This window comes from Salinicoccus sp. ID82-1 (assembly GCF_021991715.1).
Taxonomy (GTDB): Bacteria; Bacillota; Bacilli; order Staphylococcales; family Salinicoccaceae; genus Salinicoccus; species Salinicoccus cyprini.
In genome coordinates this window covers 435,151-461,840 of record NZ_JAGFLY010000002.1, presented here as the reverse complement: position 1 = coordinate 461,840, position 26,690 = coordinate 435,151, and the positions used below count along the sequence as shown (strand labels likewise).

Annotated in this window: 32 protein-coding genes; 2 read left to right on the top strand and 30 right to left on the bottom strand. The window is 47.8% G+C overall.

The window, feature by feature from the left end:
• Positions 1 to 125: 125 nt before the first annotated feature.
• Together J4760_RS07725 and J4760_RS07720 are read right to left on the bottom strand one after the other, a co-directional pair.
• Positions 126 to 1,049 carry a transglycosylase family protein gene (locus J4760_RS07725; protein ID WP_237605323.1) on the bottom strand — a complete coding sequence of 308 codons (924 nt, stop codon included), beginning with the start codon at positions 1,047 to 1,049 and terminating at the stop codon, positions 126 to 128.
• A gap of 470 nt (positions 1,050 to 1,519) precedes the next feature.
• The gene (locus J4760_RS07720) at positions 1,520 to 2,104 is read right to left on the bottom strand and encodes a single-stranded DNA-binding protein (RefSeq protein WP_237605322.1); all 585 of its coding nucleotides are present in this window, start codon (positions 2,102 to 2,104) and stop codon (positions 1,520 to 1,522) included.
• A gap of 191 nt (positions 2,105 to 2,295) precedes the next feature.
• On the opposite strand from J4760_RS07720, the gene J4760_RS07715 reads away from it, so the two are divergent.
• Entirely contained in the window at positions 2,296 to 2,721 is a 426-nt protein-coding gene (locus J4760_RS07715) for a YwpF family protein (protein ID WP_145289107.1), read from the top strand.
• Here the strand turns inward: J4760_RS07715 and fabZ are convergent, their stop codons facing one another.
• From fabZ to J4760_RS07580, 27 genes are all read right to left on the bottom strand, one after another.
• Positions 2,722 to 3,165: a 3-hydroxyacyl-ACP dehydratase FabZ gene (gene fabZ, locus J4760_RS07710; RefSeq protein WP_145289110.1), complete on the bottom strand. Its 444-nt coding sequence runs from the start codon at positions 3,163 to 3,165 to the stop codon at positions 2,722 to 2,724.
• A gap of 4 nt (positions 3,166 to 3,169) precedes the next feature.
• Positions 3,170 to 3,358, bottom strand: a complete 189-nt coding sequence (locus J4760_RS07705) for a DNA-directed RNA polymerase subunit beta (RefSeq protein WP_145289112.1) — start codon at positions 3,356 to 3,358, stop codon at positions 3,170 to 3,172.
• 12 nt (positions 3,359 to 3,370) lie between these two features.
• Entirely contained in the window at positions 3,371 to 4,663 is a 1,293-nt protein-coding gene (murA, locus tag J4760_RS07700) for a UDP-N-acetylglucosamine 1-carboxyvinyltransferase (protein WP_237605321.1), read from the bottom strand.
• A 78-nt stretch (positions 4,664 to 4,741) separates the two neighbouring features.
• On the bottom strand, positions 4,742 to 4,969 hold the full coding sequence (locus J4760_RS07695; RefSeq protein ID WP_237605320.1) for a DUF1146 family protein: 228 nt from the start codon (positions 4,967 to 4,969) through the stop codon (positions 4,742 to 4,744).
• Positions 4,970 to 5,018: 49 nt separating this feature from the next.
• Complete coding sequence (locus J4760_RS07690) at positions 5,019 to 5,426, bottom strand: F0F1 ATP synthase subunit epsilon (RefSeq protein WP_145289120.1); 408 nt, start codon at positions 5,424 to 5,426, stop codon at positions 5,019 to 5,021.
• An 18-nt stretch (positions 5,427 to 5,444) separates the two neighbouring features.
• Positions 5,445 to 6,857, bottom strand: coding sequence for a F0F1 ATP synthase subunit beta (gene atpD / locus J4760_RS07685; protein ID WP_145289123.1), 1,413 nt, complete (start codon positions 6,855 to 6,857; stop codon positions 5,445 to 5,447).
• A 22-nt stretch (positions 6,858 to 6,879) separates the two neighbouring features.
• The gene (gene atpG, locus J4760_RS07680) at positions 6,880 to 7,755 is read right to left on the bottom strand and encodes an ATP synthase F1 subunit gamma (RefSeq protein ID WP_145289127.1); all 876 of its coding nucleotides are present in this window, start codon (positions 7,753 to 7,755) and stop codon (positions 6,880 to 6,882) included.
• A 32-nt stretch (positions 7,756 to 7,787) separates the two neighbouring features.
• Positions 7,788 to 9,296 (bottom strand): F0F1 ATP synthase subunit alpha, encoded by a 1,509-nt coding sequence (gene atpA, locus J4760_RS07675; RefSeq protein ID WP_145289129.1) that lies wholly within the window; start codon positions 9,294 to 9,296, stop codon positions 7,788 to 7,790.
• 17 nt (positions 9,297 to 9,313) lie between these two features.
• The gene (gene atpH, locus J4760_RS07670; RefSeq protein WP_237605319.1) at positions 9,314 to 9,856 is read right to left on the bottom strand and encodes an ATP synthase F1 subunit delta; all 543 of its coding nucleotides are present in this window, start codon (positions 9,854 to 9,856) and stop codon (positions 9,314 to 9,316) included.
• Complete coding sequence (locus J4760_RS07665) at positions 9,856 to 10,371, bottom strand: F0F1 ATP synthase subunit B (protein WP_145289135.1); 516 nt, start codon at positions 10,369 to 10,371, stop codon at positions 9,856 to 9,858. Before J4760_RS07665 ends, atpH begins: the two co-directional genes overlap by 1 nt.
• A gap of 99 nt (positions 10,372 to 10,470) precedes the next feature.
• Positions 10,471 to 10,686, bottom strand: coding sequence for a F0F1 ATP synthase subunit C (gene atpE / locus J4760_RS07660; RefSeq protein WP_031545243.1), 216 nt, complete (start codon positions 10,684 to 10,686; stop codon positions 10,471 to 10,473).
• Positions 10,687 to 10,739: 53 nt separating this feature from the next.
• The gene (atpB, locus tag J4760_RS07655; RefSeq protein ID WP_145289138.1) at positions 10,740 to 11,474 is read right to left on the bottom strand and encodes a F0F1 ATP synthase subunit A; all 735 of its coding nucleotides are present in this window, start codon (positions 11,472 to 11,474) and stop codon (positions 10,740 to 10,742) included.
• 13 nt (positions 11,475 to 11,487) lie between these two features.
• Positions 11,488 to 11,841, bottom strand: coding sequence for a hypothetical protein (locus J4760_RS07650; RefSeq protein WP_237605318.1), 354 nt, complete (start codon positions 11,839 to 11,841; stop codon positions 11,488 to 11,490).
• A 151-nt stretch (positions 11,842 to 11,992) separates the two neighbouring features.
• Complete coding sequence (gene wecB / locus J4760_RS07645; protein ID WP_145289144.1) at positions 11,993 to 13,126, bottom strand: non-hydrolyzing UDP-N-acetylglucosamine 2-epimerase; 1,134 nt, start codon at positions 13,124 to 13,126, stop codon at positions 11,993 to 11,995.
• A gap of 21 nt (positions 13,127 to 13,147) precedes the next feature.
• On the bottom strand, positions 13,148 to 13,777 hold the full coding sequence (upp, locus tag J4760_RS07640) for a uracil phosphoribosyltransferase (protein WP_145289147.1): 630 nt from the start codon (positions 13,775 to 13,777) through the stop codon (positions 13,148 to 13,150).
• A 63-nt stretch (positions 13,778 to 13,840) separates the two neighbouring features.
• Entirely contained in the window at positions 13,841 to 15,076 is a 1,236-nt protein-coding gene (locus J4760_RS07635; RefSeq protein WP_145289149.1) for a serine hydroxymethyltransferase, read from the bottom strand.
• Positions 15,077 to 15,099: 23 nt separating this feature from the next.
• A complete protein-coding gene (locus J4760_RS07630) occupies positions 15,100 to 15,645 on the bottom strand; it encodes a TIGR01440 family protein (protein WP_237605317.1) in 546 nt (181 codons plus the stop codon).
• The gene (gene rpiB / locus J4760_RS07625) at positions 15,614 to 16,042 is read right to left on the bottom strand and encodes a ribose 5-phosphate isomerase B (RefSeq protein WP_145289155.1); all 429 of its coding nucleotides are present in this window, start codon (positions 16,040 to 16,042) and stop codon (positions 15,614 to 15,616) included. The genes J4760_RS07630 and rpiB overlap by 32 nt, the downstream gene beginning before the upstream one ends.
• Positions 16,043 to 16,103: 61 nt before the next feature.
• Positions 16,104 to 16,517: an arsenate reductase/protein-tyrosine-phosphatase family protein gene (locus J4760_RS07620; protein ID WP_237605316.1), complete on the bottom strand. Its 414-nt coding sequence runs from the start codon at positions 16,515 to 16,517 to the stop codon at positions 16,104 to 16,106.
• Positions 16,514 to 17,560, bottom strand: coding sequence for an L-threonylcarbamoyladenylate synthase (locus J4760_RS07615; RefSeq protein WP_237605315.1), 1,047 nt, complete (start codon positions 17,558 to 17,560; stop codon positions 16,514 to 16,516). Before J4760_RS07615 ends, J4760_RS07620 begins: the two co-directional genes overlap by 4 nt.
• Positions 17,520 to 18,413, bottom strand: coding sequence for a peptide chain release factor N(5)-glutamine methyltransferase (prmC, locus tag J4760_RS07610; RefSeq protein ID WP_237605314.1), 894 nt, complete (start codon positions 18,411 to 18,413; stop codon positions 17,520 to 17,522). Before prmC ends, J4760_RS07615 begins: the two co-directional genes overlap by 41 nt.
• Entirely contained in the window at positions 18,400 to 19,479 is a 1,080-nt protein-coding gene (gene prfA / locus J4760_RS07605) for a peptide chain release factor 1 (protein WP_145289167.1), read from the bottom strand. The genes prmC and prfA overlap by 14 nt, the downstream gene beginning before the upstream one ends.
• A gap of 98 nt (positions 19,480 to 19,577) precedes the next feature.
• Positions 19,578 to 19,793 carry a 50S ribosomal protein L31 gene (rpmE, locus tag J4760_RS07600; protein ID WP_160655192.1) on the bottom strand — a complete coding sequence of 72 codons (216 nt, stop codon included), beginning with the start codon at positions 19,791 to 19,793 and terminating at the stop codon, positions 19,578 to 19,580.
• 117 nt (positions 19,794 to 19,910) lie between these two features.
• Positions 19,911 to 21,227 carry a transcription termination factor Rho gene (gene rho / locus J4760_RS07595; protein WP_237605313.1) on the bottom strand — a complete coding sequence of 439 codons (1,317 nt, stop codon included), beginning with the start codon at positions 21,225 to 21,227 and terminating at the stop codon, positions 19,911 to 19,913.
• 184 nt (positions 21,228 to 21,411) lie between these two features.
• Positions 21,412 to 22,680: a UDP-N-acetylglucosamine 1-carboxyvinyltransferase gene (locus J4760_RS07590; protein ID WP_237605312.1), complete on the bottom strand. Its 1,269-nt coding sequence runs from the start codon at positions 22,678 to 22,680 to the stop codon at positions 21,412 to 21,414.
• A 27-nt stretch (positions 22,681 to 22,707) separates the two neighbouring features.
• Complete coding sequence (gene fsa / locus J4760_RS07585) at positions 22,708 to 23,358, bottom strand: fructose-6-phosphate aldolase (protein WP_237605311.1); 651 nt, start codon at positions 23,356 to 23,358, stop codon at positions 22,708 to 22,710.
• A 149-nt stretch (positions 23,359 to 23,507) separates the two neighbouring features.
• Entirely contained in the window at positions 23,508 to 24,365 is an 858-nt protein-coding gene (locus tag J4760_RS07580; RefSeq protein ID WP_145289184.1) for a class II fructose-bisphosphate aldolase, read from the bottom strand.
• A 113-nt stretch (positions 24,366 to 24,478) separates the two neighbouring features.
• Here J4760_RS07580 and J4760_RS07575 point away from each other — a divergent pair, with 113 nt between their 5' ends.
• The gene (locus J4760_RS07575) at positions 24,479 to 24,991 is read left to right on the top strand and encodes a DUF2529 family protein (protein WP_145289187.1); all 513 of its coding nucleotides are present in this window, start codon (positions 24,479 to 24,481) and stop codon (positions 24,989 to 24,991) included.
• A gap of 48 nt (positions 24,992 to 25,039) precedes the next feature.
• Here J4760_RS07575 and J4760_RS07570 read toward each other — a convergent pair whose 3' ends face one another.
• The gene (locus tag J4760_RS07570; protein WP_145289190.1) at positions 25,040 to 26,635 is read right to left on the bottom strand and encodes a CTP synthase; all 1,596 of its coding nucleotides are present in this window, start codon (positions 26,633 to 26,635) and stop codon (positions 25,040 to 25,042) included.
• Between the last annotated feature and the right edge of the window lie 55 nt (positions 26,636 to 26,690).

The following is a 26,690-nucleotide window of genomic DNA, read 5'->3' as shown; positions in this document are numbered from 1 at the left end:
TTATGGAACTGTACAGCAAATATTATGTCCATATCGTGAAACACTCACAAAATATTCACTATTTCAAACTGCTATCAATAGAAAAGGACTCGGCTTTTGCCGAGTCCCGAAAATCAAAATCTATATTACAGTCTTGAACCACATACAGGCCAAGGCTGGGATCCTCTTTGATCATAAAGGATCTGAGCTCTTTTAGTCTGCTCTGCTGCAGAAGCCTGGGAAGGTACGCCGCTTCCGCCTACAGATCTCCAAGTCTGAACATCAAACTGGTAGAGACCATGGTAGAGGCCATTGGAACTTACAACGCTTGCATTGCCGCTTGATTCACATTGTGCAAGTGCGCCCCAATTTTGACCGCTTGCATTGCTTGATGCAGAGGTGGATTGGTTCTGTGCTTGAGCCTGGTTACGCTGCTGGCGTTCCTGTGCTGCCTGTTCAGCCGCACGCTGCTCTGCTGCTGCCTGTTCTGCTGCTGCTTGTTCCGCCGCACGCTGCTCTGCTGCTGCCTGCTCTGCTGCTGCCTGTTCTTGAGCAGCCTGCTCTGCAGCAACTTGCTGCTCAGAAGGCTGTGCTGGTGCCTGTTGTACTTCTTGTACTTCCTGTACTTCCTGTACTTCTTCAACCTGTGATGCTTCTACAACTGGTTCCTGTACTGCATTGCTACCAGAAACTACAAGTGTTTTACCTGCAAAGATAAGATCTGAAGAAAGATTGTTCCATGCTTTAAGGTTGGAAACTGTTACGTTGAATTTCTGACCAATTTCAAAAAGTGTATCACCGGAAACGATTGTGTATGTTCCGTCTTCTGCTACTGCTTCAGTATTCTTTTCAGCTTTTTCGTCGTTGTTCACTTCAAGAACCTGACCAGGCAGGATAAGATCGGATGAAAGATTGTTTTCAGCTTTGATGGATTGTACTGTCGTATTATTCTCAAAAGCGATTTCTGAAAGCGTGTCACCATTGGATACTGTGTGGCTCGCTGCTTCTGCGCTATATGCAAGTGTTCCAGATACTGCGATTGCTGCCCCGACCGATAGTACTTTTTTCATAATTAATATTTCCTCCCGTTGATCCCTTACGATTGGATATCGTGTTTTCTTTATTAACTATGTAGTACTATATCAGATATAAATATTTCATAGGTTACAGAAATATAAAATGTAAAGCCTTCCTTTACAGTTATGTTACAGTGATGTTTCTATATATCAGGTATTATTGCAATTTAAGTGTAATTTTATATATTTAAGTAATTTTTCAATTATAACTTTAAAGATGACTATGGGAGAAAGCTGTCGTGCCGGGATTCTGCAACCATTCTACATAAGCATGAAAAAGAGCGAATATTTCTTTTTTTTAGATAAGCGTAATAGAATACTACAACATTGTAATAAAAAAGTTATCATCAGGCCTTTGAAACATGAAAAAGCTCTGCAAATGGGCTGACCGCAGCGTTCGCCTCATGCAGAGCTAGGTGAGTAGTGTGAGTGTAGAATGTATGAATTGAGTGGTGTGAGTATGTTCAGGCAAGGGCTTTCGTTTTAATCTCCTCGATGTCACTGTTCGGTGCAGTGTGTGCTCTGCTGTCAGTTCCATCTTTTCCATTATGCTCTTTAAGTATTTTTTCAAGTGGCTCCAGATGCTTTTCCTTCTCTTCGGTCATACTGCCGCTTTCACTTTTCTTCTCCAGAGTGTGAACAGACCGCTCTCCGATATAGTCCCATTGGTCGTAATGCCTGACAGCATCGCTGATCAGTTTGGAAGGATTGCCCATATCTTTCTGGTCGTTCATCTTATCCGGGAGACGCTTGACGTTTTCTGCCCAGATTTCCATTCTGTATTCCTTCTCCCCTTCGGACGTGGTATATACGGTGGTGGCCACCTGACCGCTGACGCAAAGAATTTCTCCTTCTTTTGATTCCGAAAGAACTTTAGGAAGCGCTTTGCCGAATGCCTTGCAGTAGATGAAATGAACTTCCTTCGCTTTCCGTTCATCCTTCGGCACTCTGACAGTAGCAATAATGAATGAATTGACACTGCCGTTTGCCGTCTTCTGTACAGTGACATTCCTTACGAGCTCCCCGACGAGCAGTACTTTGTTCATCATGTTTTCACCCCCTTCCTGAATCTAAAGATAAAGGGTGGTTTAATTTTCTGCAAAACGCGTAAATTTGATTTTATGGTCCATTTTCCTGCAATTAGTATATATTCCGGGATCACCCACGTTATAATGGTAATGAAGCATATTCATATATACGGTATTTGCTGGTATGTATTTATTTTAAAAGGGGGATGCATATGAAGTCATTTAAAGTGGTGGAACTGAAGCTTGAACACGAAAATAACTTCATCATACTGGATCTGATTGATGGTATCATCATCAATAATGAAAAACCGGATGATCCATGGCTGATAGAAATCTCAACATCACCGGATTTCAAAGATATACTCAAGGAGCTGGTGGGCGCTGAACTTGATCTGCTCGTGACGATTACACGCCATTCGAATGAACCCGCAAGATTCAAAGGCATATTCAATGAAATGAATGAAATAGACAATGCACTGTCCTTGATTTTCAATGGCCGCATCATCGTCCAGAGTCCGCACTATGCACAGGATCTTCTTACGCACCTTCTTGATGAAGGCTATGAGCAGGAGCAGCTGCTTAACGAATTCAAAGCAATGATGGAATCGAAAGCCGAAATAAAAACATCCGATGACTGATCAGTCATCGGATGTTTTGTTATCCTGGATTGCAAAAGTGATTTCGCATTTGCATGCCACTTCACCATCTACCGTAGCAACAGCGTCACCTTTGCCGATCGGGCCTCTCAGCTTGGTGATCTCTACTGTGAGTTCCAATGTATCCCCAGGTTTTACCTGTCTTTTGAATTTGCATTTATCAATACCCGCAAAGAAGGCCAGCTTGCCTTTGAAACGCTCTTCCTGAAGCAGAGCAACTGCACCTGTCTGGGCGAGTGCTTCAACAATCAGCACGCCGGGCATTACTGCATACTCAGGAAAATGCCCTTGGAAAAAAGGCTCGTTTCCTGACACCTGCTTGATGCCTGAGCACTTGACCCCCGGCTCTATCTCGGTCACTTTATCGATAAGAAGAAAAGGGGGACGATGCGGTATAACCGCTTTGATCTGGTCGTAAGTCAGCATAATATCATTCCTTGGTCAAATTGATGATGTGTTCCCATGTCTCTATACGAAACACTTCCATTGGATTATCCAGTATGCCGAAGCCGATCATCAATCCTGCAAAGAATACGATGATGGCAATATAGATGAACAGCAGTATCCTAATAATCAATGGGAATCTGCGGTGAACTAGCTTTTTTGATTGCTCAGCCATAGAACTACCTCTTTATTTCGAAAATGTCACACTTTCCTGTGTGGAACTTTCACCCGTCCGTTCTATGTCGGCTCCAAGCTTCTGCAGCTTCTTATGGAAGTTGACATACCCGCGGTCAAGGTGTCTTAATTCAGTAACTACAGTATACCCGTCTGCTGCCAAACCTGCAAGGATCAGCGCAGCTGCCGCTCTCAGATCGGTTGCTTTTACACAACCCGCAGCAAGTTTTTCGCCACCTTTTATGAAGGCATGATTATCTTCCACATCGATGTCTGCATCCATATTTCTGAACTCATTGACATGCATGAATCTGTTTTCGAATATGGTTTCCGTAATGATGCTTGTACCATTGATTGTAGACAGCAGGGCCATCATCTGGCTCTGCATGTCCGTCGGGAAACCGGGATGCGGCATCGTCTTGACCTTGATCGGCTTCAATTGCTCGTCCGGGATGACACGGATGCTGTTTCCTTCTTCTTCAATGCGCACACCTGCTTCTTCCAGCTTCGATATCAGTGCAGTGAGGTGATTCGGCATTACATTATCCAGTACAATCTCACTGCGCGTTATCGCACCAGCAATCATGAATGTACCCGCTTCGATCCGGTCCGGGATGACAGTATGCTCTGCTCCATGCAGTACTTCAACACCTTCAATAGTGATATGGCCTGTTCCAGCACCTTGGACTTTACCGCCCATCGCATTGATATAGTTGGCCAGATCTTCAATCTCAGGCTCTCTTGCAGCATTTTCCAGCTCTGTAACACCATCAGCCAGGCTGGCAGCCATGATGAGATTCTGCGTTGCACCGACACTCGGGAAATCAAGGTATATCTTCGCACCTTTCAGACTGCCGTCGACCGTACCTTCGAAGCTGCCGTCAACCGTACGGAAAGTAGCCCCCATCTTCTCCAGTCCTTTGATGTGTTGCTCCACCGGTCTTGATCCGATTGCGCAGCCACCTGGCATTGCAACGTTGCAATAGCCATATCTGCCTAGCAGTGGACCCATCACAAGCATGCTGGCACGCATCTTATTAACCAGATTGAAAGGCGCATTGCAGTTCAGTTCATCAGTTGCATCGACTGTGATCGTTTTACCTTCCGGCACAACAGAAGCACCGAGGTGACCGAGCAGTGCACTCAGCGTTTTGACATCGGATAGATCCGGTACATTATGTAGCTTCGATACTCCGATTTCTGCAAGCAAAGAAGCCGTCAGAATTGGCAATACAGCATTTTTTGAACCTTCTATTTCAACAGAACCTGATAGTTTATTTCCACCTTTAACAATTATAGAATCCATTTTTCTCACTCCATACTTTTACTTTCGTTACACTATTCACTATTTTAAAGATGTATAAACATGTTTGCAAAGCAATTATCAAAATAGCAGGGCTGCTTCCTGAACAAGCCTGAAAAAGTCCATGATGAAGTTGCTGAGTGCACTTCCCAGAAGTACAGCAGCCAGTATGATGAACATCCTGATACGGCCTGTTTCGCCTTTTCTGAACCACTCATCTACATTCAGGGCACCAAGCACCCAGAATGCAAAAATGACACATAGCATATGCAGGAAGATATGCATGAAAGCAAGTTGGGCATACAACATATTACTATTCACCTTTTAAAAAACCCGGGCAGTAGCCCGGGTCGATTTATTATTTATGTTTTGCTACATCCAATCGGTTGACCGCACGTTGCAATGCAAGATCAGCACGATATCTATCAACTTTTTCGTCACGCGCCTGCTGGAGCAGTGCTTCAGCACGTTCTCTTGCCGCTGTGGCACGATCGGTATCGATATCTTCAGCAAACTCGCCAGCCTGTACAAGTACCGTCACCTTTTCAGGACGTATTTCGACAAAACCATCTGTTACTGCAAAGTACTCGAACTGTCCATCGATCTTTGTACGCAGACTGCCGATCTTAAGCGCAGCAACCGTCGGGACGTGGCCGGCCATGACGCCGAGCTCACCCTGTTTGGTCTGGAGTATTATGATTTCACAGTCCTCTTCAGAAAAAACAGAACCGTTTGGTGTAACTACATCCAGTGCAATTGTACTCATTTGCTAACCCTCCCGATTTTAGACTTCTACGCCCATCTCACGTGCTTTATCAAGCACAGCAGAAATGCCGCCTACAAGACGGAATGCATCTTCAGGGATATGATCGTACTTGCCATCAAGTATTTCCTTGAAGTCGTTGACAGTCTGCTCGACAGGTACATAAGAACCTTTCTGACCAGTGAACTGTTCAGCAACGTGGAAATTCTGGGACAGGAAGAACTGGATTCTACGTGCACGGGAAACTGTTCTCTTGTCCTCTTCAGACAGTTCGTCCATACCAAGAATCGCGATGATATCCTGGAGCTCACGGTACTTCTGAAGTGTCGCCTGAACGCCACGTGCGACTTCGTAATGCTCTTCTCCAACTACTGCTGGTGTCAGCGCACGGGAAGTGGAAGCAAGCGGATCCACCGCAGGATAGATACCCATTTCGGAGAGTTTACGCTCAAGGTTCGTCGTTGCATCCAAGTGGGCGAATGTCTGCGCCGGCGCCGGGTCAGTATAGTCATCGGCTGGTACGAACACTGCCTGGATGGATGTTACTGATCCGACGTTCGTAGACGTGATACGCTCCTGGAGCTGACCCATTTCCGTAGCCAGTGTAGGCTGGTAGCCTACCGCTGATGGCATACGTCCGAGCAGGGCGGATACTTCAGAACCTGCCTGAGTGAAGCGGAAGATGTTGTCGATGAAGAGCAGAACATCCTGTCCTTCTTCATCACGGAAGTATTCCGCCATTGTCAGACCGGACAATGCAACACGCATACGTGCACCTGGCGGCTCGTTCATCTGACCGAATACCATGGCAGTTTTCGCGATAACGCCGGAATCACTCATTTCGTGGTAGAGGTCGTTCCCTTCACGTGTACGCTCTCCAACACCGGCAAATACCGAAATACCACCGTGTTCCTGAGCGATGTTGTTGATCAGTTCCTGGATCAGAACCGTCTTGCCTACTCCGGCACCGCCGAAGAGACCGATCTTACCACCTTTGATGTAAGGCGCGAGCAGATCTACTACTTTGATACCTGTTTCAAGAATTTCAACGTTTGTGGACAGATCTTCGAATTTAGGAGCCTGACGGTGAATCGGGTCTCTTCTTTCGGAAGCAGGAATTGCCTCTCCAAGATCGATATGTTCTCCAAGTACGTTGAATACCCGGCCAAGTGTAATCTGGCCAACAGGGACCGAAATCGGGCTTTCTGTATTAGTAACTTCAGTACCACGCTGCAATCCATCTGTAGAACTCATTGCAATTGTTCTTACGACGTTGTCTCCAAGATGAAGCGCGACTTCCAAAGCCAAAGTATCTTCTTCATTATCTTTATCAGTGTTGACGTAGAGTGCGTTGTTCAGTTCAGGCAGCTGGCCCTCTTCGAAACGCACGTCAACTACAGGTCCCATGACTTGAACTACTTGACCTAAAGCCATTCGTTTTCCTCCTAGTCATTCTTTATTCAAGTGCAGATGCACCACCAACGATTTCCGTAATCTCCTGGGTAATCGCCGCTTGTCTTGCACGGTTGTATTGTAATGTCAAATCGTCTACCAGTTCTTTTGCGTTATCAGTCGCAGCTTTCATCGCAGTCATACGCGCCGCATGTTCACTTGCTTTGGCATCCAGCAACGCCCCGTAGACCAGGCTTTCTGCATATTGAGGAAGAATCGTTTCAAGGATTGATTCCTTGTCGGGCTCAAACTCGTATGTGGAAAGATTTGATGCCTGTTCCTGGCTGACGGTGTCCTCTTCACTAAGAGGAAGAAGCTTTTTCGTCGCCACTTTCTGTTCCAGAACCGATATGAACTGGTTATAAACGATGTACAGCTCATCTATATCTTCATTCGAGAACTGTGCGACCGACTGCTGAGCAATTTCTTTAACACTGCTGAAGTCCGGCTGGTCAGCCAGTCCAATGCGATGGTTTGTGATACTGTATCCACGGTTCTCCATGAATTCGTATCCCATTCTTCCGATGATGAACAGATCATAGGAATCGGGATTGTCATTATGACGCTCCCTGATTACACTGGTAATCTCTTTAAGGATGTTGGCATTATACGGACCGGCCAGTCCACTGTCCGATGTAATGATCACGTATCCGGTACGCTTTACAGGACGTTCCCTGAGCATCGGGTGTGAACTTGTGTTATCTCCAGTTGCAATGGCCTGGACAGCCTCCTGGATCTTATCCATGTAAGGCTGGAATCTTTTTGCGTTCTCCTCTGCCCTCTTGAGCTTGGAGTTCGAAACCATATGCATGGCGCTAGTGATCTGGCTCATTTTTTTGGTTGATCCGATACGACCTTTGATTTCTCTTAGTGCAGCCATGAATTCACCACCTTATTCTATATTCATCACCCTTATTTGGATGGGTTGAATAGTTTCTTGAAGCTGTTTATTGCACTTACATAAGCTTCGTCGTCCGGAAGCTGTTTTGTTTCACGAATACCGCTAAGCAGCTCAGGCTGATTTGAATCAAGCCAGTTGAGGAATTCTGCTTCGAAACGTGTAATATCTTCAACGGCAACATCATCAAGGTGGCCATTTACAAGCGCATAGAGGATCGCAACCTGGCGTTCTACTGCAAGCGGCTTGTTTTCACCCTGTTTGAGCACTTCAACAGTACGTTTACCGCGCTCAAGCTTGGCAGCTGTCGCTTCATCAAGATCGGAACCGAACTGGGCAAATGCTTCCAGCTCACGGTATGCTGCAAGGTCCAGTCTCAGAGTACCGGCAACCTTCTTCATCGCCTTGATCTGTGCAGAACCACCAACACGGGAAACGGAGAGTCCGGCGTTGATCGCAGGTCTTACACCTGAGAAGAACAGGTCGGACTGCAGGAAGATCTGACCGTCAGTGATGGAGATGACGTTCGTTGGAACGAAAGCGGAGATATCACCAGCCTGTGTTTCGATGAAAGGCAGTGCAGTAATGGATCCGCCACCCAGCTCATCATTGAGCTTCGCTGCACGTTCAAGCAGACGGCTGTGAAGGTAGAATACGTCACCCGGGTAGGCTTCACGGCCTGGTGGGCGTTTGAGCAGGAGTGAAAGTTCACGGTATGCAGCAGCCTGTTTTGTCAGGTCATCGTATACGATGAGGACGTGCTTGCCATTGAACATGAACTCTTCTGCCATTGTTACACCGGCATATGGTGCGATGTAGAGCAGTGGTGCCGGCATTGAAGCACCTGCAGAAACGACGATTGTGTAGTCGAGTGCACCGTTTTTACGGAGTGTTTCAACTGTTGCACGAACTGTGGATTCCTTCTGGCCGATTGCCACGTATACACAGATCATGTCCTGATCCTTCTGGTTGAGGATTGTATCGATTGCAACAGTCGTCTTACCTGTCTGACGGTCACCGATGATCAGCTCGCGCTGTCCACGACCGATTGGAACAAGTGCATCGATCGCCTTGATACCAGTCTGTAGTGGTTCATCTACCGACTTACGGGCCATAACGCCTGTTGCCGGGCTTTCGATTGGTCTAGTTTTTGTTGCACCCATCGGTCCTTTGCCGTCGATCGGCTGTCCCAGAGGATTGACGACACGGCCGACCAGTTCTTCGCCTACAGGTACTTCCATGATGCGTCCTGTACGTTTGACTTCGTCGCCTTCTTTAATGTCGTCGAATGGACCGAGAATTACGATACCAACATTGTTTTCTTCGAGGTTCTGGGCAAGTCCCAGAACGCCGCTTGGAAATTCGAGCAGTTCTCCAGCCATAGCATCATTCAAACCATGAGCAAGTGCGATACCGTCACCAACCTGTATGACTGTTCCCACATCGGATACTTTCATATCAGCTTCATAGTTCTCGATCTGGCTTTTCAGGAGAGCGCTTATTTCATCAGCTTTAATTGCCATCAAATGTCACTCCTTAATTAGCTATTAGTTCTTTCTCTGAACCGGTTTTTCAAATCGGACAGCTGGGCATTCACCGAGCCGTCATATACTTTGGTTCCGATGAATACACGGATACCACCGATAAGCGATTCATTCACCCTGTTCTCTATGAGCAGTTTTGAAAGTCCGGTCTTTTTGATAAAGACTTTACCGATACTTTCTATTTCCTCATCAGAGAGTGGATATACCGATTCGATCACTACATTTTCCTGGTTATAATGCGCATTGTAATTTTGTATGAAATGAGAATGAACTGCTTCAATCTCATTGAACCTGTTGCGGTCTGATAGGATGAGCAGCATATTCCGGAGCGGTTCGCTGGCATTGCCGAAAGCTTTCGCTACTGCCTGCCGGCGATCTTCCCGTGAAATTCTGGGATTGTTCATGAAAGTAATGAAACCAGGCGTTTTACGCACTGATTTGACCACTTCATCGAAATCCGTCCTGACTTTTTCGAGCTGTCCATTTTCGCTGACGATACTGAACAGAGCCTGGGAATATTTCTGAGCCGAGTTAGCCATTATTTACCCCCTGCTTCCTGTAGGTATCTTGCAACGAGATCTTTCTGATCCTGCTTGTTGATTTCTTTTGAAATCATCTTCTCAGCAATCAGAACAGAAATGTCAGCCACCTGATCATTGATATCGCGGATCGCTTTCTGCTTTTCCCTTTCGATATCAGCTTTGGCGTCTTCCATCATCTGGTTTGCACGTGTGTTTGCATCATGGATGATTGCTTCTTGCTCTTTCTTCGCCTGCTCTTTTGCATTGTCCATCATCTCGGAAATTTCAGCCTGCGTATTTCTCAGCACAGCTTCATTTTCTTCCTTGAGACTGACAGCTTCCATCCTGCGCTGTTCTGCATCATCTATTTCTGAATGGATCAGCTGTTCGCGCTCATCCATCACTTTTTTCAATGGCTTCCATACGAAATATGAAAGAACCAAGAGAAGGACGATGAAAGCAGCCAGCTGGATCAGACTGTTACCAATTGCTGCCGGCACCGTGTCCGTAGCTCCTAATATAAGAAATTCCACCTATGTACACTCCTTTCGCGAGAGTTTCATTCTATTTTCATAGTCGACATAATAAGAGGGCGAAATCTTGATAGAAGACTTCGCCAGATGTAACGTTTCTTAGAACATGAACATAAGCATGAATGAAATAACAATCGCGATGATCGGAACGGCCTCAACAACACCGATACCGATGAACATGATTGTCATGAGTGGGCCACGAGCCTCAGGCTGACGGGATACACCCTCAACTGTTTTGGAAACGATAAGACCGATACCGATACTTGCGCCGAGTGCTGCAAGTCCAGCAGCGATACCTACTGCGAGTAGATTCATCATAAGATATAGTTCCTCCTAAAATATTTTAAATGGTTGGTTATAATTTTATATTAATGGTCATCGCTCACCTTATGGGATAGATAGACCATTGATAACATAACGAATATGAATGCCTGAATGACACCAATATAAATTGAGAATCCTTGCCAGATCATCAGTGGGATGAATCCACCAACGAAACCGAGTGCGCCGGATGCCATTACCATAATCAGCAGCGAGAGTAGGATCTCACCTGCGTAGATGTTACCGTAAAGACGCAGACCAAGCGTAAGATTGTATGTGAATTCTTCGATGAACTTGAACGGTGCCATGAACCACACCGGCTGTACGTACGATTTAAGATATGCTTTCGTCCCACGCATTTTGATACCATAATAGTGGGTCAGCACGATCATCAAGCTGGCCAGTGTCAGAGTGACTGACGGATCGGCAGTTGGTGATTTCCACCAGAGTGTGTGATCTTCGTCTGGTGCTATGAAAGCAAAAGGCAGCCCAAGCATATTTGCAACAAATATGTATAGAATCAATGTGAGGGCCAGGAAGTGGAATCTTCCGCCTTGTTTCCAGGCCATGTTGCCTGAAATGATACCTTTAACGAAGTTCATCAGTACTTCCATGAGTACTTGACTTTTTCCTGTTGGTCTTACTGATAGATTTCTTGTCATGAAGAAAGCAACCAGAAATACAACAAGCGATGAAATAATAATCATCATAACCGTGGACAGGTTGAATGTTACTGGAAGACCAAAAACATCTACTGTCAATATCGGATTTCCGTGCTCCATTTTCTCACCTCTTTCACTTCGTCAATTCTTTAATCGCACGAAACAGAATCATGATATAGCTGAGCAGAAGCCCGAGCGCTATACCGAATATGCTGAAAACATCCGGGAATCTCACCCAGAAAAGACATGTAACAATCACAATCACAAGGCGCGCAATCGTGCCGGTCCGGATTCTCCCATCCTCTGTCTTGTAGGCCTTCTCAAGATTGTAGTACCAGTTCAACAGCAGCATAATGGACGCAAGGGTACCCAAGGCGAGTCCGGCTGCAAAAGATGAAAATGTAAACAGATAGATGAGTAGGCTGATGATCAGAGGGAAAAGCAAAAATCTAAGGAAATGATGGGAAAATCGTCTGAAAAATAGCACTTTAAACACTGTCTCCTAGTGTATTCTGCGGCTTTTTGTTGTAAACCGTTACATTACTCTTGTAATGATATATCTTTGTATTTTTTATGTCAATATTATGGATAAATTAATTTCAGCGTACATTTTTTATGACATATTATCGACATATTTCCTAGATATCGAAGCTTTCAGGCTTATCTTCTCTGATTCCATAGTAGTATTTTATGTTTTCACATATTCTGAGTGATGCTTTGCCATCACCATAAGGGTTGCTCGCTTCCGCCATCTTCTGATAGACACTGTCATCCGTCAGCAGTTCTTTCGTCAGGTTGTAGATGTTTTCCTTCTTTATACCGGCAAGCTTGAGTGTCCCTGCTTCTACGCCTTCCGGTCTTTCCGTTGTATCTCTGAGCACCAGCACAGGCTTTCTGAGAGAAGGTGCTTCCTCCTGGACGCCACCGGAATCGGTCATGATGATATGACTTTTTGCTGCGAAATTATGGAAGTCGAACACGTCGAGCGGCTCGATGATCTCGATCCGATCATGATCGGACAGATACTTATTGGCAATCTCCCTCACTTTAGGGTTCTTATGGATCGGATATACTACAGTAACATCCTCGAACTCCTCCACAATTTCACGTACCGCACTGAAGATGTTCTCCATCGGCATGCCGATATTTTCCCTTCTATGGGCAGTAAGCAGAATCACCTTGTTGTCTTTGTGCCTGTCGATGATCTCACTTTCATATGCATCGTTCACTGTGGTCTTGAGTGCATCGATTGCCGTATTGCCGGTGACAGAAATGCTGTCCGCCTTCTTGTTCTCCTGCAGCAGATTCTCTCTGGACGTCTCAGTCGGAGCAAAATGAAGGTCGGCAAGTACACCTGTCATCTGACGGTTCATCTCTTCTGGAAATGGCGAGTATTTGTTGTTGGTTCTCAGTCCCGCTTCGACGTGGCCGATGTCCACTTCATTGTAGAATGCTGCGAGACTGCCGGCAAACGTTGTCGTTGTATCTCCATGGACAAGAATCATGTCCGGTTCTGCTTCTTTGATGACAGACTCGAGGCCGGCGATTACTCTGCCCGTCACTTCAGACAGTGTCTGCCCCTTCTGCATGATATCCAGATCATAGTCCGGCGTGATGCCGAAAATTTCGAGTACCTGGTCGAGCATCTCACGGTGCTGTGCAGTGACCACGACTACCGGCTCAAGTTCCGGATCATTTTTCAGTGCGAGAACAAGCGGTGCCATTTTGATCGCCTCAGGTCGTGTGCCGAATATCGTCATGATTTTCTTCATAGATTCTTCTCCTTGTCAGTTCTATTTTGTACCGAAAAGTCTGTCTCCGGCATCGCCGAGACCTGGTACAATATAGCTTTTTTCATTGAGTTTCTCATCCAGTGCGGCGATATAGATGTCCACATCCGGGTGTGCTTCTTTCAGGACTTCAACGCCTTCAGGGGCAGCAATCAGACAGATGAACCGTACTTTGGTCGCACCACGCTTCTTCACTGCAGTGATTGCCTCTACCGCTGATGCACCAGTGGCGAGCATCGGGTCGATGACGAACATGTCCCTCTCCTCGATATCTCCCGGGAACTTGGCATAGTATTCGATTGCTTCAAGTGTCTCAGGATCGCGATACAGGCCGATGTGTCCGACCCGTGCTGAAGGGATCAGTTTAAGTATGCCTTCCTGCATGCCAAGACCTGCTCTCAGAATCGGGACGATTCCGAGCTTCTTGCCACTCAGCCTCTTGGCTGTTGTGCGCGTGACCGGTGTATCCACCTCTACATCTTCCAGCGACAGATCCCGTGTGACTTCATAGGCCATGAGCATGCCCACTTCATCAACAAGTTCTCTGAATTCCTTGGTGCCCGTCTTCTCATCTCTGATGTAGCTCATCTTATGCTGGATCAGCGGGTGATCCATTACGTGTACTTTGGACATATTTATCCTCCAGTTCTCTCAATCATGCCGAAATAAGGCAAACCCTATTCCGGCATGGTCATTTTATTTATATAGTGGGAATTTGGACGTCAGTGCCGTCACTCTATCCTTCAGCGTTTCATACTTCGTGCCTTCTTTGATATCACTCAGTGTTTCAACAATCAGATCTGCAACTTCCTGCATCTCCTCTTCCTTGAACCCACGTGTTGTCATCGCCGGCGTGCCGAGGCGGATACCGCTTGTTACAAACGGAGATTCCTCGTCGAATGGAATGGTGTTCTTATTGCAGGTGATGCCGATTTCATCCAATGCTTCCTCTGCCTGCTTGCCTGTCAGACCGAAACTTTTCACGTCGACAAGAACGATGTGGTTTTCCGTGCCACCACTGACGATGCGGAGTCCACCTTCAGCAAGACGATCTGCAAGTACCTGTGCATTTTTCACGACCTGTTCCTGGTACACTTTGAAATCCGGGTTCAGCGCTTCGCCGAAAGCAACAGCTTTTGCTGCGATAACATGCATAAGAGGGCCGCCCTGAATGCCTGGGAAGATGTTCTTATCCACTTTCTTGGCATGCTCCTCCTTGGTCAGGATCAGACCGCCACGTGGGCCTCTCAGCGTCTTGTGCGTTGTGGAAGTTACGAAATCGGCATAAGGTACCGGATCTGGATGCAGCCCTGCAGCAACGAGTCCGGCGATGTGTGCCATATCCACCATCAGATACGCATCAACCGCATCAGCGATTTCACGGAACTTGCTGAAATCTATGGCCTTCGAGTACGCGCTTCCGCCTGCAACGATCATCTTCGGTTTATGCTCTTTGGCAATATCAAGGAGATCGTCATAATCGATCACTTCATCTTCTTTGCTTACTCCATACTCGACAAAGTTGAAAAGTTTACCACTGAAGTTGACTGAACTGCCGTGTGTCAGGTGTCCGCCATGATTGAGATTCATGCCGAGAACTGTATCTCCCGGCTCCAGAACAGAGAAATAGACAGCCATATTGGCCTGTGACCCGGAATGGGGCTGGACGTTCGCATGATCCGCACCAAAAAGCTGTTTCACTCTTTCACGTGCCAGATCTTCGGCAACGTCCACATTCTCACACCCACCATAATAGCGCTTATGCGGATAGCCTTCAGCGTACTTGTTGGTAAGTATTGAACCTTGAGCCTCAAGTACTGCTTGTGATACAAAGTTCTCTGATGCGATCAGTTCGATGTTGTTGTTCTGGCGATCCAGTTCTGCTTCGATAGTTTCAAAAAGTTTAGGGTCCTGTGATTCAATAAATGACATGTCTTCTCTCCTTGATTGCAAGTTTAGTATTGTGCGCGAGGGCCGCCGATAAGTTTAGGTCTGGAATATGCGATAGTGACATTGGCTGCATTGACTGTTCTCTGCTCCACTCTGAAAGGGACTGCAACGTGCCGGATATGCATGCCGATCAGCGTCTGTCCGATGTCGATGCCGCGGTCGGCTGCAGCATGCTCCACCACTACCGGATCATCAAGGTGATTATAGGCATACTCGCTCAGGCTGCCTCCGGCTGTACGATGGGGCACGACGCTGACCGGCGGCAGGCCACCTGCATGTGCTGTCTTACGTTCCATGGTAACCGCACGGTTGATATGTTCGCAACCTTGGAACATGACATGCATCTGATGGCGCTCTGCGGCCTGATGGAAGGCATCGTATATCAGTTCCGCCACTTCCATCGAGCTCTGCCGACCGATGTGATGTCCCATCACTTCGGATGTGGAACAGCCGATGAGCAGCTTCTCTCCATTCCTGAAGAAACCTGCAGCTTCCAGCTGCTCAATCAACGTGTCGAGATCACTCTTCAATCTTGCAAACTCTTTGTTCATGCCTGCCCCCCTCATAATCGGTCTCAAGCCAGATATCTACAATATCCTGGGCCAGACCGGGGCCGATCACCCGTTCGCCCATTGCCAGCATGTTCGAGTTGTTATGGGCTCTTGTTGCTCTTGCTGAAAAAGTGTCATGGACAAGCGCGCAGCGGATGCCCTTGACCTTGTTTGCGCTGATGCTCATTCCAATACCTGTCCCACAGACAAGAATACCGCGGTCGAATTCACCGGAGGCGACCTTCTCTGCTACAGGACGTGCATAGTCGGGATAGTCCACTGAATCAGCGGAATCGGGACCGAAATCGGTGATTTCCACACCTCTATCCTTGAGCGCCGCAACGACTGTACCTTTAAGATTGAATCCACCATGATCAGAAGCAATAATCACTTTCATAATCTTCACCTCATCTATATTATATATCAAAAGCTTACAGAGAAAAGTGGTCATAAGCAAATCAGAACTTGAATTTGTCGATAAAACCTTTCAATTCGATGAAAGTGCGTTCGTAGTCCTCCATGCCACCGCCGTATGGGTCGAGAATATCCGCTTCATATCCTTCTGCAAATTCACTGATCATCCGGACATCCGCAGTTGGAAACCTTCCCATGACGATCCGTCTGTGGGCATCGGTCATCACGAGCAGCAGCGCTTCCTTTGCATCGTCTTCTGTCAGCGGTGCGGGATCTGAAGGCATAACAAGATTTTCGCGCTCCACGATATTCTGTGAAATATGGTTGATTCCGCCCGGCTGGACCATCAGTCCGCGGGATTCGAAAACAACATTTTCCGTGCTGAACTTCGTTCTGGCATAGCTTTCGGCCAGAGGGCTCCTGCATGTATTTCCTGTACAGACGAATATGATCTTCATTCCGATTCTTCCTTGATGATTTCATTGCCTGTCGCCTTATGAATCCGGTTCATCAGCGCTTCGGTCTCTTCTTTTTTAGGAAAACCATGGATATAGATCTTATCCACATCCGACTTGTCCATCTTCCTCAGTGCAGCATAAAGGTTGCGTCCAGCCTCGCGGTAGTCGTTCTCCCCCGAGCACAGGCTGATGAAATAGATGCCGTCCGGAATCAGGTTGCGTACGGATTCAGGCGCAATCACCCCCACTTTCTGGTCTTCCTCGAGTCGCAGGTGGGTGTTGTTCTTGAAGCCGCCCTCCACCACAACAAGCGGCTGATGCGGCGCATAATGCTTATACTTCATTCCTGGTGCAATCGGCCGTTCATCATCTCCATGATGCTTGCTGACCACTTCCTTCAGCACACTTTCCAGACCCCCTTTGGTAATGCTTCCTGGTCTGGCGATACGGTAAGGAAACTGTGTACAGTCGAGCACTGTACTTTCCAGCCCGTACGTCGCGGGATCGCTTGCCACCACGCCATATACTTTGCCGTTCAAGTCGTCGATGACATGGCTGAAATCGGTGGGGGAAGGCTTGCCGCTCAGATTGGCACTCGGTGCAGCAAGCGGAAAACCGACCTTCTCGAGTATTGCGTGGCCCACCGGATGACTCGGCATCCTGACTGCCACCGAATCCAGTTCCGCCACAGTATTACCGGCCAGTACACTGCCTTTCAGCGGCAGAATGAATGAAATCGGTCCCGGCCAGAAATGCTTCATCAATGTCTCTACCTTGGGACCCAGCGGTTCCGTAAAATCGGCCAGCTGATCCATGCTGTGAACATGTACAATGAGGGGATTATCCCCTGGGCGGTTCTTGGCGGAAAATATCTTCTGTATCGCTTCGGGATTTCTTGCGTCACCCGCAAGACCATATACCGTTTCCGTCGGAATGCCGATGACTTCACCATATTCCAGAGCCGTCTTTATTTCATCAAGTTTCGAAGCGGTCACCTCATCTTTAAGCTGATCCGTTCTGATGTCCCAAATTTTGGTCTTCATACTGGACCTCCCATCTGAAATGCAGTATTCTATCGTTTCCATTCATATCCTTCTCCACTTTCGGTTCAACTCCCGGCCAGCGCTGCCTGATATATGCACGAAGCACATCAGCCTGCTTCCAGCCAATTTCAAAATAGACCGTACCCCGCTCGTTCAGCACGCTATCCAGCTGGTCCACCATCTGTTTATAGAGGGCCAGACCGTCATCTTCAGCAAACAGGGCCAGTGCCGGCTCGTGCGCAATGACCGAACCGCCCATGTCCCCGAGTTCATCCTTTCCAATATAGGGAGGATTGGAGACGATGCAGTCCACTTTGATATTTCTTTCAACCAGTGGTTCGAAAAGATGCCCTGAAAGAAAATCAGGATTCACCCCCAGCTTCTCTGCATTCGTTCCCGCCACTCGAAGCGCCGGTTCGGAAACATCGGTCAATATTACTGTATTGTTCTGCCAGGCGGCAGACAAAGTCAAGCCGATGGCGCCTGTACCACAGCCGATATCCACCACTGTTTTCCCCGTGTCCTGTTCCATGGAAAGAACAATTTCCACAAGCTCCTCCGTTTCATTGCGCGGAATCAGCGTGTCCTCAGTAACAGTGAATTTCTCGCCGTAAAACCAGGCATGCCCGACAACGTACTGATAGGGTTCGCCTTCTGATATACGCCTGATTGCCGCCTCATACCGTGCTCTATCCAAAGCAGGCACTTCTTTGTCGCCGTCCAATAGGAAGCGGGTCATATTCATTTCAAAAAGGTCTTCCAGCAGCAGAGTTGCCGGCTGGATTTCTCCCCCTGATACGCTTAAAGAGGCTTTCGCCTCTTTAACCATCTCTCTATAGCTATAGGGATGCATTGTTCAGTTCTTCCAGTTTGCTCGTCTGCTCCTCGATTGTCAGTGCCTCAATGACTTCATCGAGTTTTCCTTCAATGATCTGGTCAAGCTTCTGGATGGTCAGGCCGATGCGGTGATCGGTCACACGATTCTGAGGATAGTTGTAGGTTCTGATCCTTTCGGATCGGTCACCGGTGCCGACTGCGCTTTTACGCTTCTCGGCATATTCCGCTGTGGCTTCCTGCAGCATCATGTCATAGACACGTGCCTTCAGAACCTTCATTGCACGCTCACGGTTCTTGATCTGTGACTTTTCGTCCTGTGAAGTTACAACAACACCTGACGGCAGGTGGGTGATACGGACTGCAGAGTCGGTAGTATTGACGTGCTGTCCCCCTGCACCACTTGAACGGTAGGTATCTATTTTGATATCTTCATTGCGGATATCAACCTCCACATCCTCCACTTCAGGCAGTACCGCCACTGTTGCAGTGGATGTGTGTATCCGGCCACCGGATTCCGTTTCTGGAACACGCTGGACACGGTGGGCGCCGTTTTCGAACTTCAATTTCGAGAATGCCCCTTCACCCTGGACCAGGAAACTGATTTCCTTATAGCCGCCATGGTCGTTGGCATTGGCTTCCACAACTTCTATCTTCCAGCCACTCTCTTCTGCATAGCGCGAGTACATTCTGAACAGGTTGCCGGCAAAGATCTGCGCTTCATCGCCACCCGCTGCTCCTCTGATCTCCACGATGACGTTCTTGTCGTCATTCGGATCTTTCGGAATCAGGAGGAATTTCAACTGGTCCTCAAGCGCCGGAATCGCCTTCTCGGACTCGGAGATCTCTTCTTTGATCATCTCAAGCATTTCCTTGTCATCCGTTTCCTTCATCATTGCCCGGGACTCTTCGATCGTCTCCTTGTGCTGCTTGTATTCCCTGAAGACTTCCACTGTCTTCTGCAGATCGCTCTGCTCCTTGGAATATGTCCGCAGCTTGTCGGAATCGCTGACAACATCCGGGTCGCTCAGCAGTTCGTTCAGCTGTTCATAGCGATTTTCAATTATTTCAAGTTGATCAAACATATAATTTCACCTTTTCATCTCTTTAATCTCATCAATTATACCATATCTGGACATAAAAAAACTGTACTGGAGTAAGACTCCAGTACAGTTGATCTCTATTATTCGTTTGCGCTTTTGAAACCGAATTTTTTGTTGAACTTTTCAATACGGCCATCTGCAGAAGCGAATTTCTGACGTCCAGTGTAGAATGGGTGGCACTCAGAGCAGACCTCTACTTTGATGTCTTCATTGTTTACTGAACCTGTCTGGAATTCGTTGCCGCAAGAGCACACTACGTTTACCTTGTTGTATTCCGGGTGAATTGCTTGTTTCATTTATTTACATCTCCTTTGCCCTGAACCATCTGGCACAGAGTTTATTAGTGGAATTCCCACTTCGATACTTACATATTATACACGTTTCCCTCTGAAAAATCAAGGGGGAATGCTCAATCAGATTACCGGACGTCCTGTGGACTGTGATGACAGCATCCGCTGCCTCAGCACATCGAAAAATTCTTCGTTCGTCTTCGTCTGCTTCAGTATTTTCAGGAACCGTTCTGTAAAATCAGGTGCATCCGTAAAAAGATTCCTGAGCTGCCATAGGACATCCAGTTCCCGCTTATCAAGCAGCAGCTCCTCTTTTCTTGTACTCGACCGTCTGATGTCGATTGCCGGATAGATTCTGCGTTCACTCAGGTGGCGGTCCAGATGCAGCTCCATGTTGCCTGTCCCCTTGAATTCCTCATAGATGACATCGTCCATGCGGCTGCCCGTATCGACAAGCGCAGTCGACAGGATCGTCAGACTGCCGCCTGCTTCTATATTTCTTGCTGCACCGAAGAAATGCTTAGGCCTGTGCAGGCTTGCCGGATCGAGACCACCGGACAGCGTACGGCCGCTCGGCGGGATGACCAGATTGTATGCACGGGCCAGACGTGTGATGGAATCCATCAGTATGATGACATCTTCGCCCATCTCAACGAGCCGCTTCGACCGTTCAAGAAGCAGTTCCGCAACTTTCACGTGGTGCTCCGGCGGCTCGTCGAAAGTTGAATGGACCACTTCTGCATCCTCGACGGAACGCTCAAGGTCCGTCACCTCTTCCGGCCGTTCACCGATAAGCAGGATGAACAGCTTCGTATCGGGATGGTTCTCGGTCATCGCATTTGCGATTTCCTTCAGCAGGGATGTCTTCCCGGCTTTCGGCGGTGCCACAATCATGCCCCGCTGCCCGAAACCGATCGGTGTTACAAGATCCATGATACGTGTAGACAGATCCGCCGGCCTATTCTCGAGCTTGATGCGCTCCTCAGGGTAGAGCGGTGTCAGCGCCTGGAAGTGTGGACGCTTCTTGACCTGCTCGGCATTCTGATCATTGATGAAATCCACCTGCAGCAGACCATAGTATTTTTCGTTCTCTTTGGGACGGCGTACTTTACCAGTGACCTTATCCCCTTTTTTCAGTTCGAATCTTCTGATCTGGGAAGCGGAGATATAGATATCCTTTTCCCCTTTTGAAAAGTTGACTGTACGCAGGAAACCGTACCCGTCCGGCTGGATGTCGTCGAGGATGCCTTCCATATAGTAGTTGCCGTCCTTTTCCATCTGGGCTTCCATTATGGCAAGGACAAGCTCCTTTTTATTCAGACGGCTATAGTTGGAAAGACCGAGCTCTTTTGCCCGCACTGTCAATTCCTTGGTATTGTTCTTCTTATAGAGTGCATCAAAGGATTCATACTTCGGTCCTTTGGAATCTCTTTCAGCCATACGTTCACTTCGCTTTCGTATATTGAAATCCTGATACAAGAGAGGTACAGGGGGGATTAGAAATGAGGCTTTAACCATTCCATATTCTACACCATTGTTTTATAAAAATAAAGTTGCTGTCAAAAGAGGGAATTGCTGCAAGCAAAAAATCCGGACTGCAAATGCAGTCCGGATTCTAAAGGCTTCAATCTTCTTCAATCTCCTCACGCCATATGTCGGCACCGAGATGTTCCAGTTTCTTGACGATATCCGTATAGCCGCGGTCGATATGGTTGACATTATGGATGGTTGTGACACCTTCTGCCGTCAGACCTGATATCAGAAGGCAGGCGCCTGCCCTGAGATCACTCGCATAGACATGCGTCCCCTTGAGCTGTGAAGGGAAGATGAGCGCCGATCCGCTATTCTGCTCGATCTTGGCATCCATACGCACCAGTTCATCCACATGCCGGAACCTTGCAGGATAGATTGTTTCGGTGATTTTGCTTACCCCGTCCGCCTTGAAAAGAAGGGGTGTCAACGGCTGCTGGAGATCCGTTGCAAAGCCAGGGTAGACTTGGGTCTTCACAGAAATCGGACGATATGTTTCCGGTTTCGTAATGGTCGCCCAGTCATCGCCCACTTCAATCTCCACACCCAACTCCTCAAGTTTCGCAGTCAGCGATTCCATATGGGTCGGGATGATATTGCGTACGGTGAAGTTCTCGCCGACTGCAGCGCCGGTGATCATATACGTGCCCGCTTCAATACGGTCCGGAATGATATTGTGCCTTGTGCCATGAAGATTCTTCACGCCATTGACTTTGATCGTGTCCGTACCTGCACCACGGATGTCCGCTCCCATATTGTTGAGCAGTGACGCGACATCCACCACTTCAGGCTCCTTGGCGACATTTTCAAGAATGGTCCTGCCTTCGGCACAGCTTGCTGCAATCATCAGATTGATGGTCGCACCAACCGAGACGACATCAAAGAAGATTTTGGCACCTTTCAGCTCATCTGCAATCAGATACATCGCACCGTGTTCATTCGTCACCTTTGCACCCAGTGCTTCAAATCCTTTGATATGCTGGTCGATCGGCCGGGGTCCGAGTGGACATCCGCCAGGCAGACCGATGACACATTTCTTGAAGCGCGCAAGCATCGCACCCATCATATAGTAGGACGCACGCAATGACTGCACTTTCGTATTCGGCAGCGGCATGTTCTCAGCGCCTTCGGCATTGATCTTCAAAGTCGTGCCGTCCAGTTCGGTTCCTATATTAAGGTCATTCAGAAGACTCATCAATGTTTTGACGTCTGAAATTTCCGGGAGCCCTTCCAGTATGACTTCGCCTTCAGAGGCCATCAGGGACGCAGGAATCAGGGCAACTGCACTGTTTTTGGCCCCGCTGATCTCAACTTCGCCGGTCAGTGCCCTGCCGCCTCTGACTTTGATTACTTCTTTACTCATAATTCTTCTCCTTATATGGCAGACCGCCTACTGGTCCTTTATACTGTTCCAGTCTTCCAGGAACTTTTCGATCCCCTTCTCAGTCAGAGGATGCTGTGTGAGCTTCTTCAGGACTTTGTATGGAATCGTAGCGATATGTGCACCTGCAGTGGCTGCACCATGCACATGCGCTTCATTTCTGATGGAAGCAGCAATGATTTCCGTATCGATATCATGAACAGTGAAAATGTGGTAAATATCATCGATCAGATCCATGCCGACAAGTCCGATATCATCGAGTCTGCCGATGAATGGAGAGACGTACGTCGCACCTGAACGCGCTGCTGTAAGCGCCTGTACTGTATTGAATATGAGTGTCACATTCGTCTTGATGCCTTCAGAAGACAGTACTCTGACAGCTTTCATCCCCTCTTCCGTCATCGGAATCTTGACGACGATATGTTCATGAAGCTTCGCCAGTTCACGGCCTTCCTCGATCATGCCTTCTGCACCCAGGGAAATGACCTCACCACTTACAGGACCGCCGACCAGTTCACATATTTCAACGAGACGATCGTGGAAGGAAATGCCCTTCTCTTTCGCAACGAGCGAAGGGTTGGTTGTGACACCAGCAAGTACACCCCACTCATTGATTTCTCTTATTTCATCCATATTCGCTGTATCAATAAAATATTTCATGGAAACAATGCACCTCCGATTAGATTGTTATTTCATTATAGGATACTCCTTGCCGACTCGGCAATGAATATTGCACTTTATCAAACTTTATACATTTTTGCTGCATTAATCAAATAAAAGCCATCCCGAATGGGACGGCTTTCCTCATCCTAGGCTTTATCGGATGTGCCAAATTCCTTGATTTTACCTTGTACTGTTTCTTTGACTGCTTCTCTCATCGGTCCGAGATACTTGCGTGGATCATAGACTTCAGAGTCATTTGCAAGCACTTCTCTTACACGTTTTGCTGAAGCAATCTGGCTTTCAGTGTTTACATTGATCTTGGCTGAACCAAGGGAGATCGCTTTCTGGATATCCTTTGTCGGGATGCCTGTACCACCATGCAGAACGAGCGGGATATCGGATTGGTTGCCAATCTCTTCCATTTCCTTGAACCCAAGGTTCGGCTCACCTTTGTAAGGGCCGTGTACGGAACCGAGGGCTGGCGCGAGGCAGTCGATGCCTGTTTTTTCAACGAGCTCACGGCACTCTTCAGGGTCTGCATAGATGACGCCGTCAGCAATGACATCGTCTTCCTGTCCGCCGACCACACCAAGTTCCGCTTCGACAGAAACGCCTCTTTCGTGTGCATACTCCACAACTCTTCTAGTAGTGGCAATATTATCTTCGAAAGGTCCGTGGGAAGCATCGATCATGACGGATGTGAATCCGGCCCCGATTGCTTCGATGCATTTCTCATAGCTTGAACCGTGATCCAGGTGGATTGCGACCGGGATTGTGATATTCATATCGGACATCAGACCTTCGATCATTTTGACCACTGTCTTCATGCCGCTCATATATCTTGCAGCGCCTTCCGAAACACCAAGGATGACGGGTGCATTCTCTTCCTGTGATGCCATCAGGATACCTTGGGCGAATTCCAGGTTGTTCACGTTGTACTGCCCGACTGCATATCCTTCTTTTCTTGCTTTGTTGAGCATTTCTGTCATTGATACTAAAGGCATTATTGATTTCCTCCTAAAAGTTCGTTCCTTTAACGCAATTATAGCAAAAACATTTAATTCTGGGCAATGTTTTGATACCATTGCAGTACCATCAAGTCGAATGGAGAGATTACATGGACAAGATCCTGCAGACGCAACTGACAAACATATACAACCATATCAATGCCCAGGAAGAGGAGATTGAGATGGCTGCACGCCTATTGGCGCAGGCAGTAGGCAGCGAGGGCGAGATCCATGTGAAGACCTTCCATGATTTCAAGGGGATAGAAGCATTTCTGCTCGACAGTTCCCTCGCCCTTCCAGAGGCAAAACCTTTTGATTCTCCGGAATCCGTCGATGCACCGGACCGTGTACTCGTCATCGCCGACCAGTTCGATGATGATGTCCAGACATTCATCAGGACACTTCAGAATGAAGACGTGGAATTCGTACTGATTTCCAACTACAATAAGCATCAGGCCGAAATAATCGACCAGCTCCACCATTATATCGATTTATCGTCTCCGCGTCCGCTTATACCGACGCCGAATTTCGACAAAATTGTTAACCCCTATATGTCCGCGTTCCTCTATCTCTACGATCACCTCTATGTGCTCGTAGATGAGATGACAAACGATGCATACTAGAAGCTTTTCCATATGACAGAACCATGCCCCGCGGGCATGGTTCTTTTTCTATTCTATGCAGGCATTGATCAGACCTTGGAACAACGGGTGTGGACGTGTCGGTCTGCTCTGGAATTCCGGGTGGAACTGCACAGCCACAAAGTATGGATGATCACTGAGTTCGATCATTTCCACAAGGCGGCCATCTGGTGATGTACCGGAGAATACCATGCCTTTTTCCTCAAGCTGCTTCTTGTACTGGTTGTTGAATTCATAGCGGTGACGGTGGCGTTCGTCGACGTGTGCCTGACCATACAGGTCGCGTGCAATCGTACCCTGCTGGATCTCACACGGGAAGCTTCCAAGTCTGAGCGTACCGCCGAGATCGACAACATCCTTCTGGTCCGGCATCAGGTCGATGACAGGGTGTGGTGTATTTTCATCCAGCTCACTGGAATGGGCACCTTCAAGACCAGCAACATTGCGTGCAAATTCCACAGTGGCAAGCTGCATGCCGAGACAGATGCCGAGCAGCGGCACCCTGTTCTCACGCGCATACTGCAGTGCGTAGATCTTGCCTTCGACGCCGCGTTCACCGAATCCGCCGGGAACGAGGATGCCATCCACTTCGGAAAGTTCCGCTTCGTAGTTCTCACGGGTGAGATGCTCGGAATTGATCCACTTGATCTCGATATCCGCCTGGCGTTCGTAGCCTGCATGCCTCAACGACTCTGCCACAGACAGATAGGCATCCTGCAGTGTAACGTACTTCCCGACAAGACCGATCGTTATCTTCCTTTCGATACTGTTCAGGTTCTGCAGCAGATGCTTCCAGTCCTTGAGTTCTGCTTCCTCACCGGCAGGCAGTTCAAGACGGTCCAGCACAAGGCTGTCCATGTTCTGCTCCTGAAGACGGATGACGATATTATAGATCGTCTCTTCATCTCTTGCCTCTATGACGCTCTTCTTATTGATATCACAGAACAGTGCAATCTTGTCCTTCAGATCCTCGCCCATCGGATATTCGGAGCGTACCACGATCATATCCGGCTGTATGCCGAGTCCTCGAAGCTCTTTTACACTATGCTGTGTCGGTTTCGTTTTCATTTCCCCTGCTGCCTTGATGTAAGGTAGAAGTGTGCAATGGATATACATGACATTTTCCCGGCCCAGATCACTTCTCAGCTGTCTGATCGTCTCGAGGAAAGGCAGTGATTCTATATCACCGGTCGTTCCACCGATTTCAGTAATGACGATGTCCGCGTTGGATTCTTCGCCTGCCTGCATCAGACGGGATTTTATTTCATTGGTGATGTGCGGAATCACCTGGACTGTGCCGCCCAGGTAGTCTCCCCGGCGTTCTTTTCTGATCACCTCGGAATAGACGCGGCCGGCTGTGACGTTCGAATATTTATGAAGGTTGATGTCGATGAAACGCTCATAGTGTCCGAGGTCGAGATCCGTTTCCGCGCCATCCTCCGTCACGAAAACCTCACCGTGCTGGTATGGACTCATCGTCCCAGGATCCACATTCAAATATGGATCGAATTTCTGAATCGTAATCGAGAAGCCGCGGTCTTTCAGCAGCCTTCCCAGTGACGCGGCTGTAATGCCCTTGCCTAGAGAGGAAACAACCCCGCCAGTCACAAAAATATATTTAGTCATCGCACTTCCTCCTGTGAAAATAAAAATAGCCCCCTTCCACACTTGGTGAAAAGGA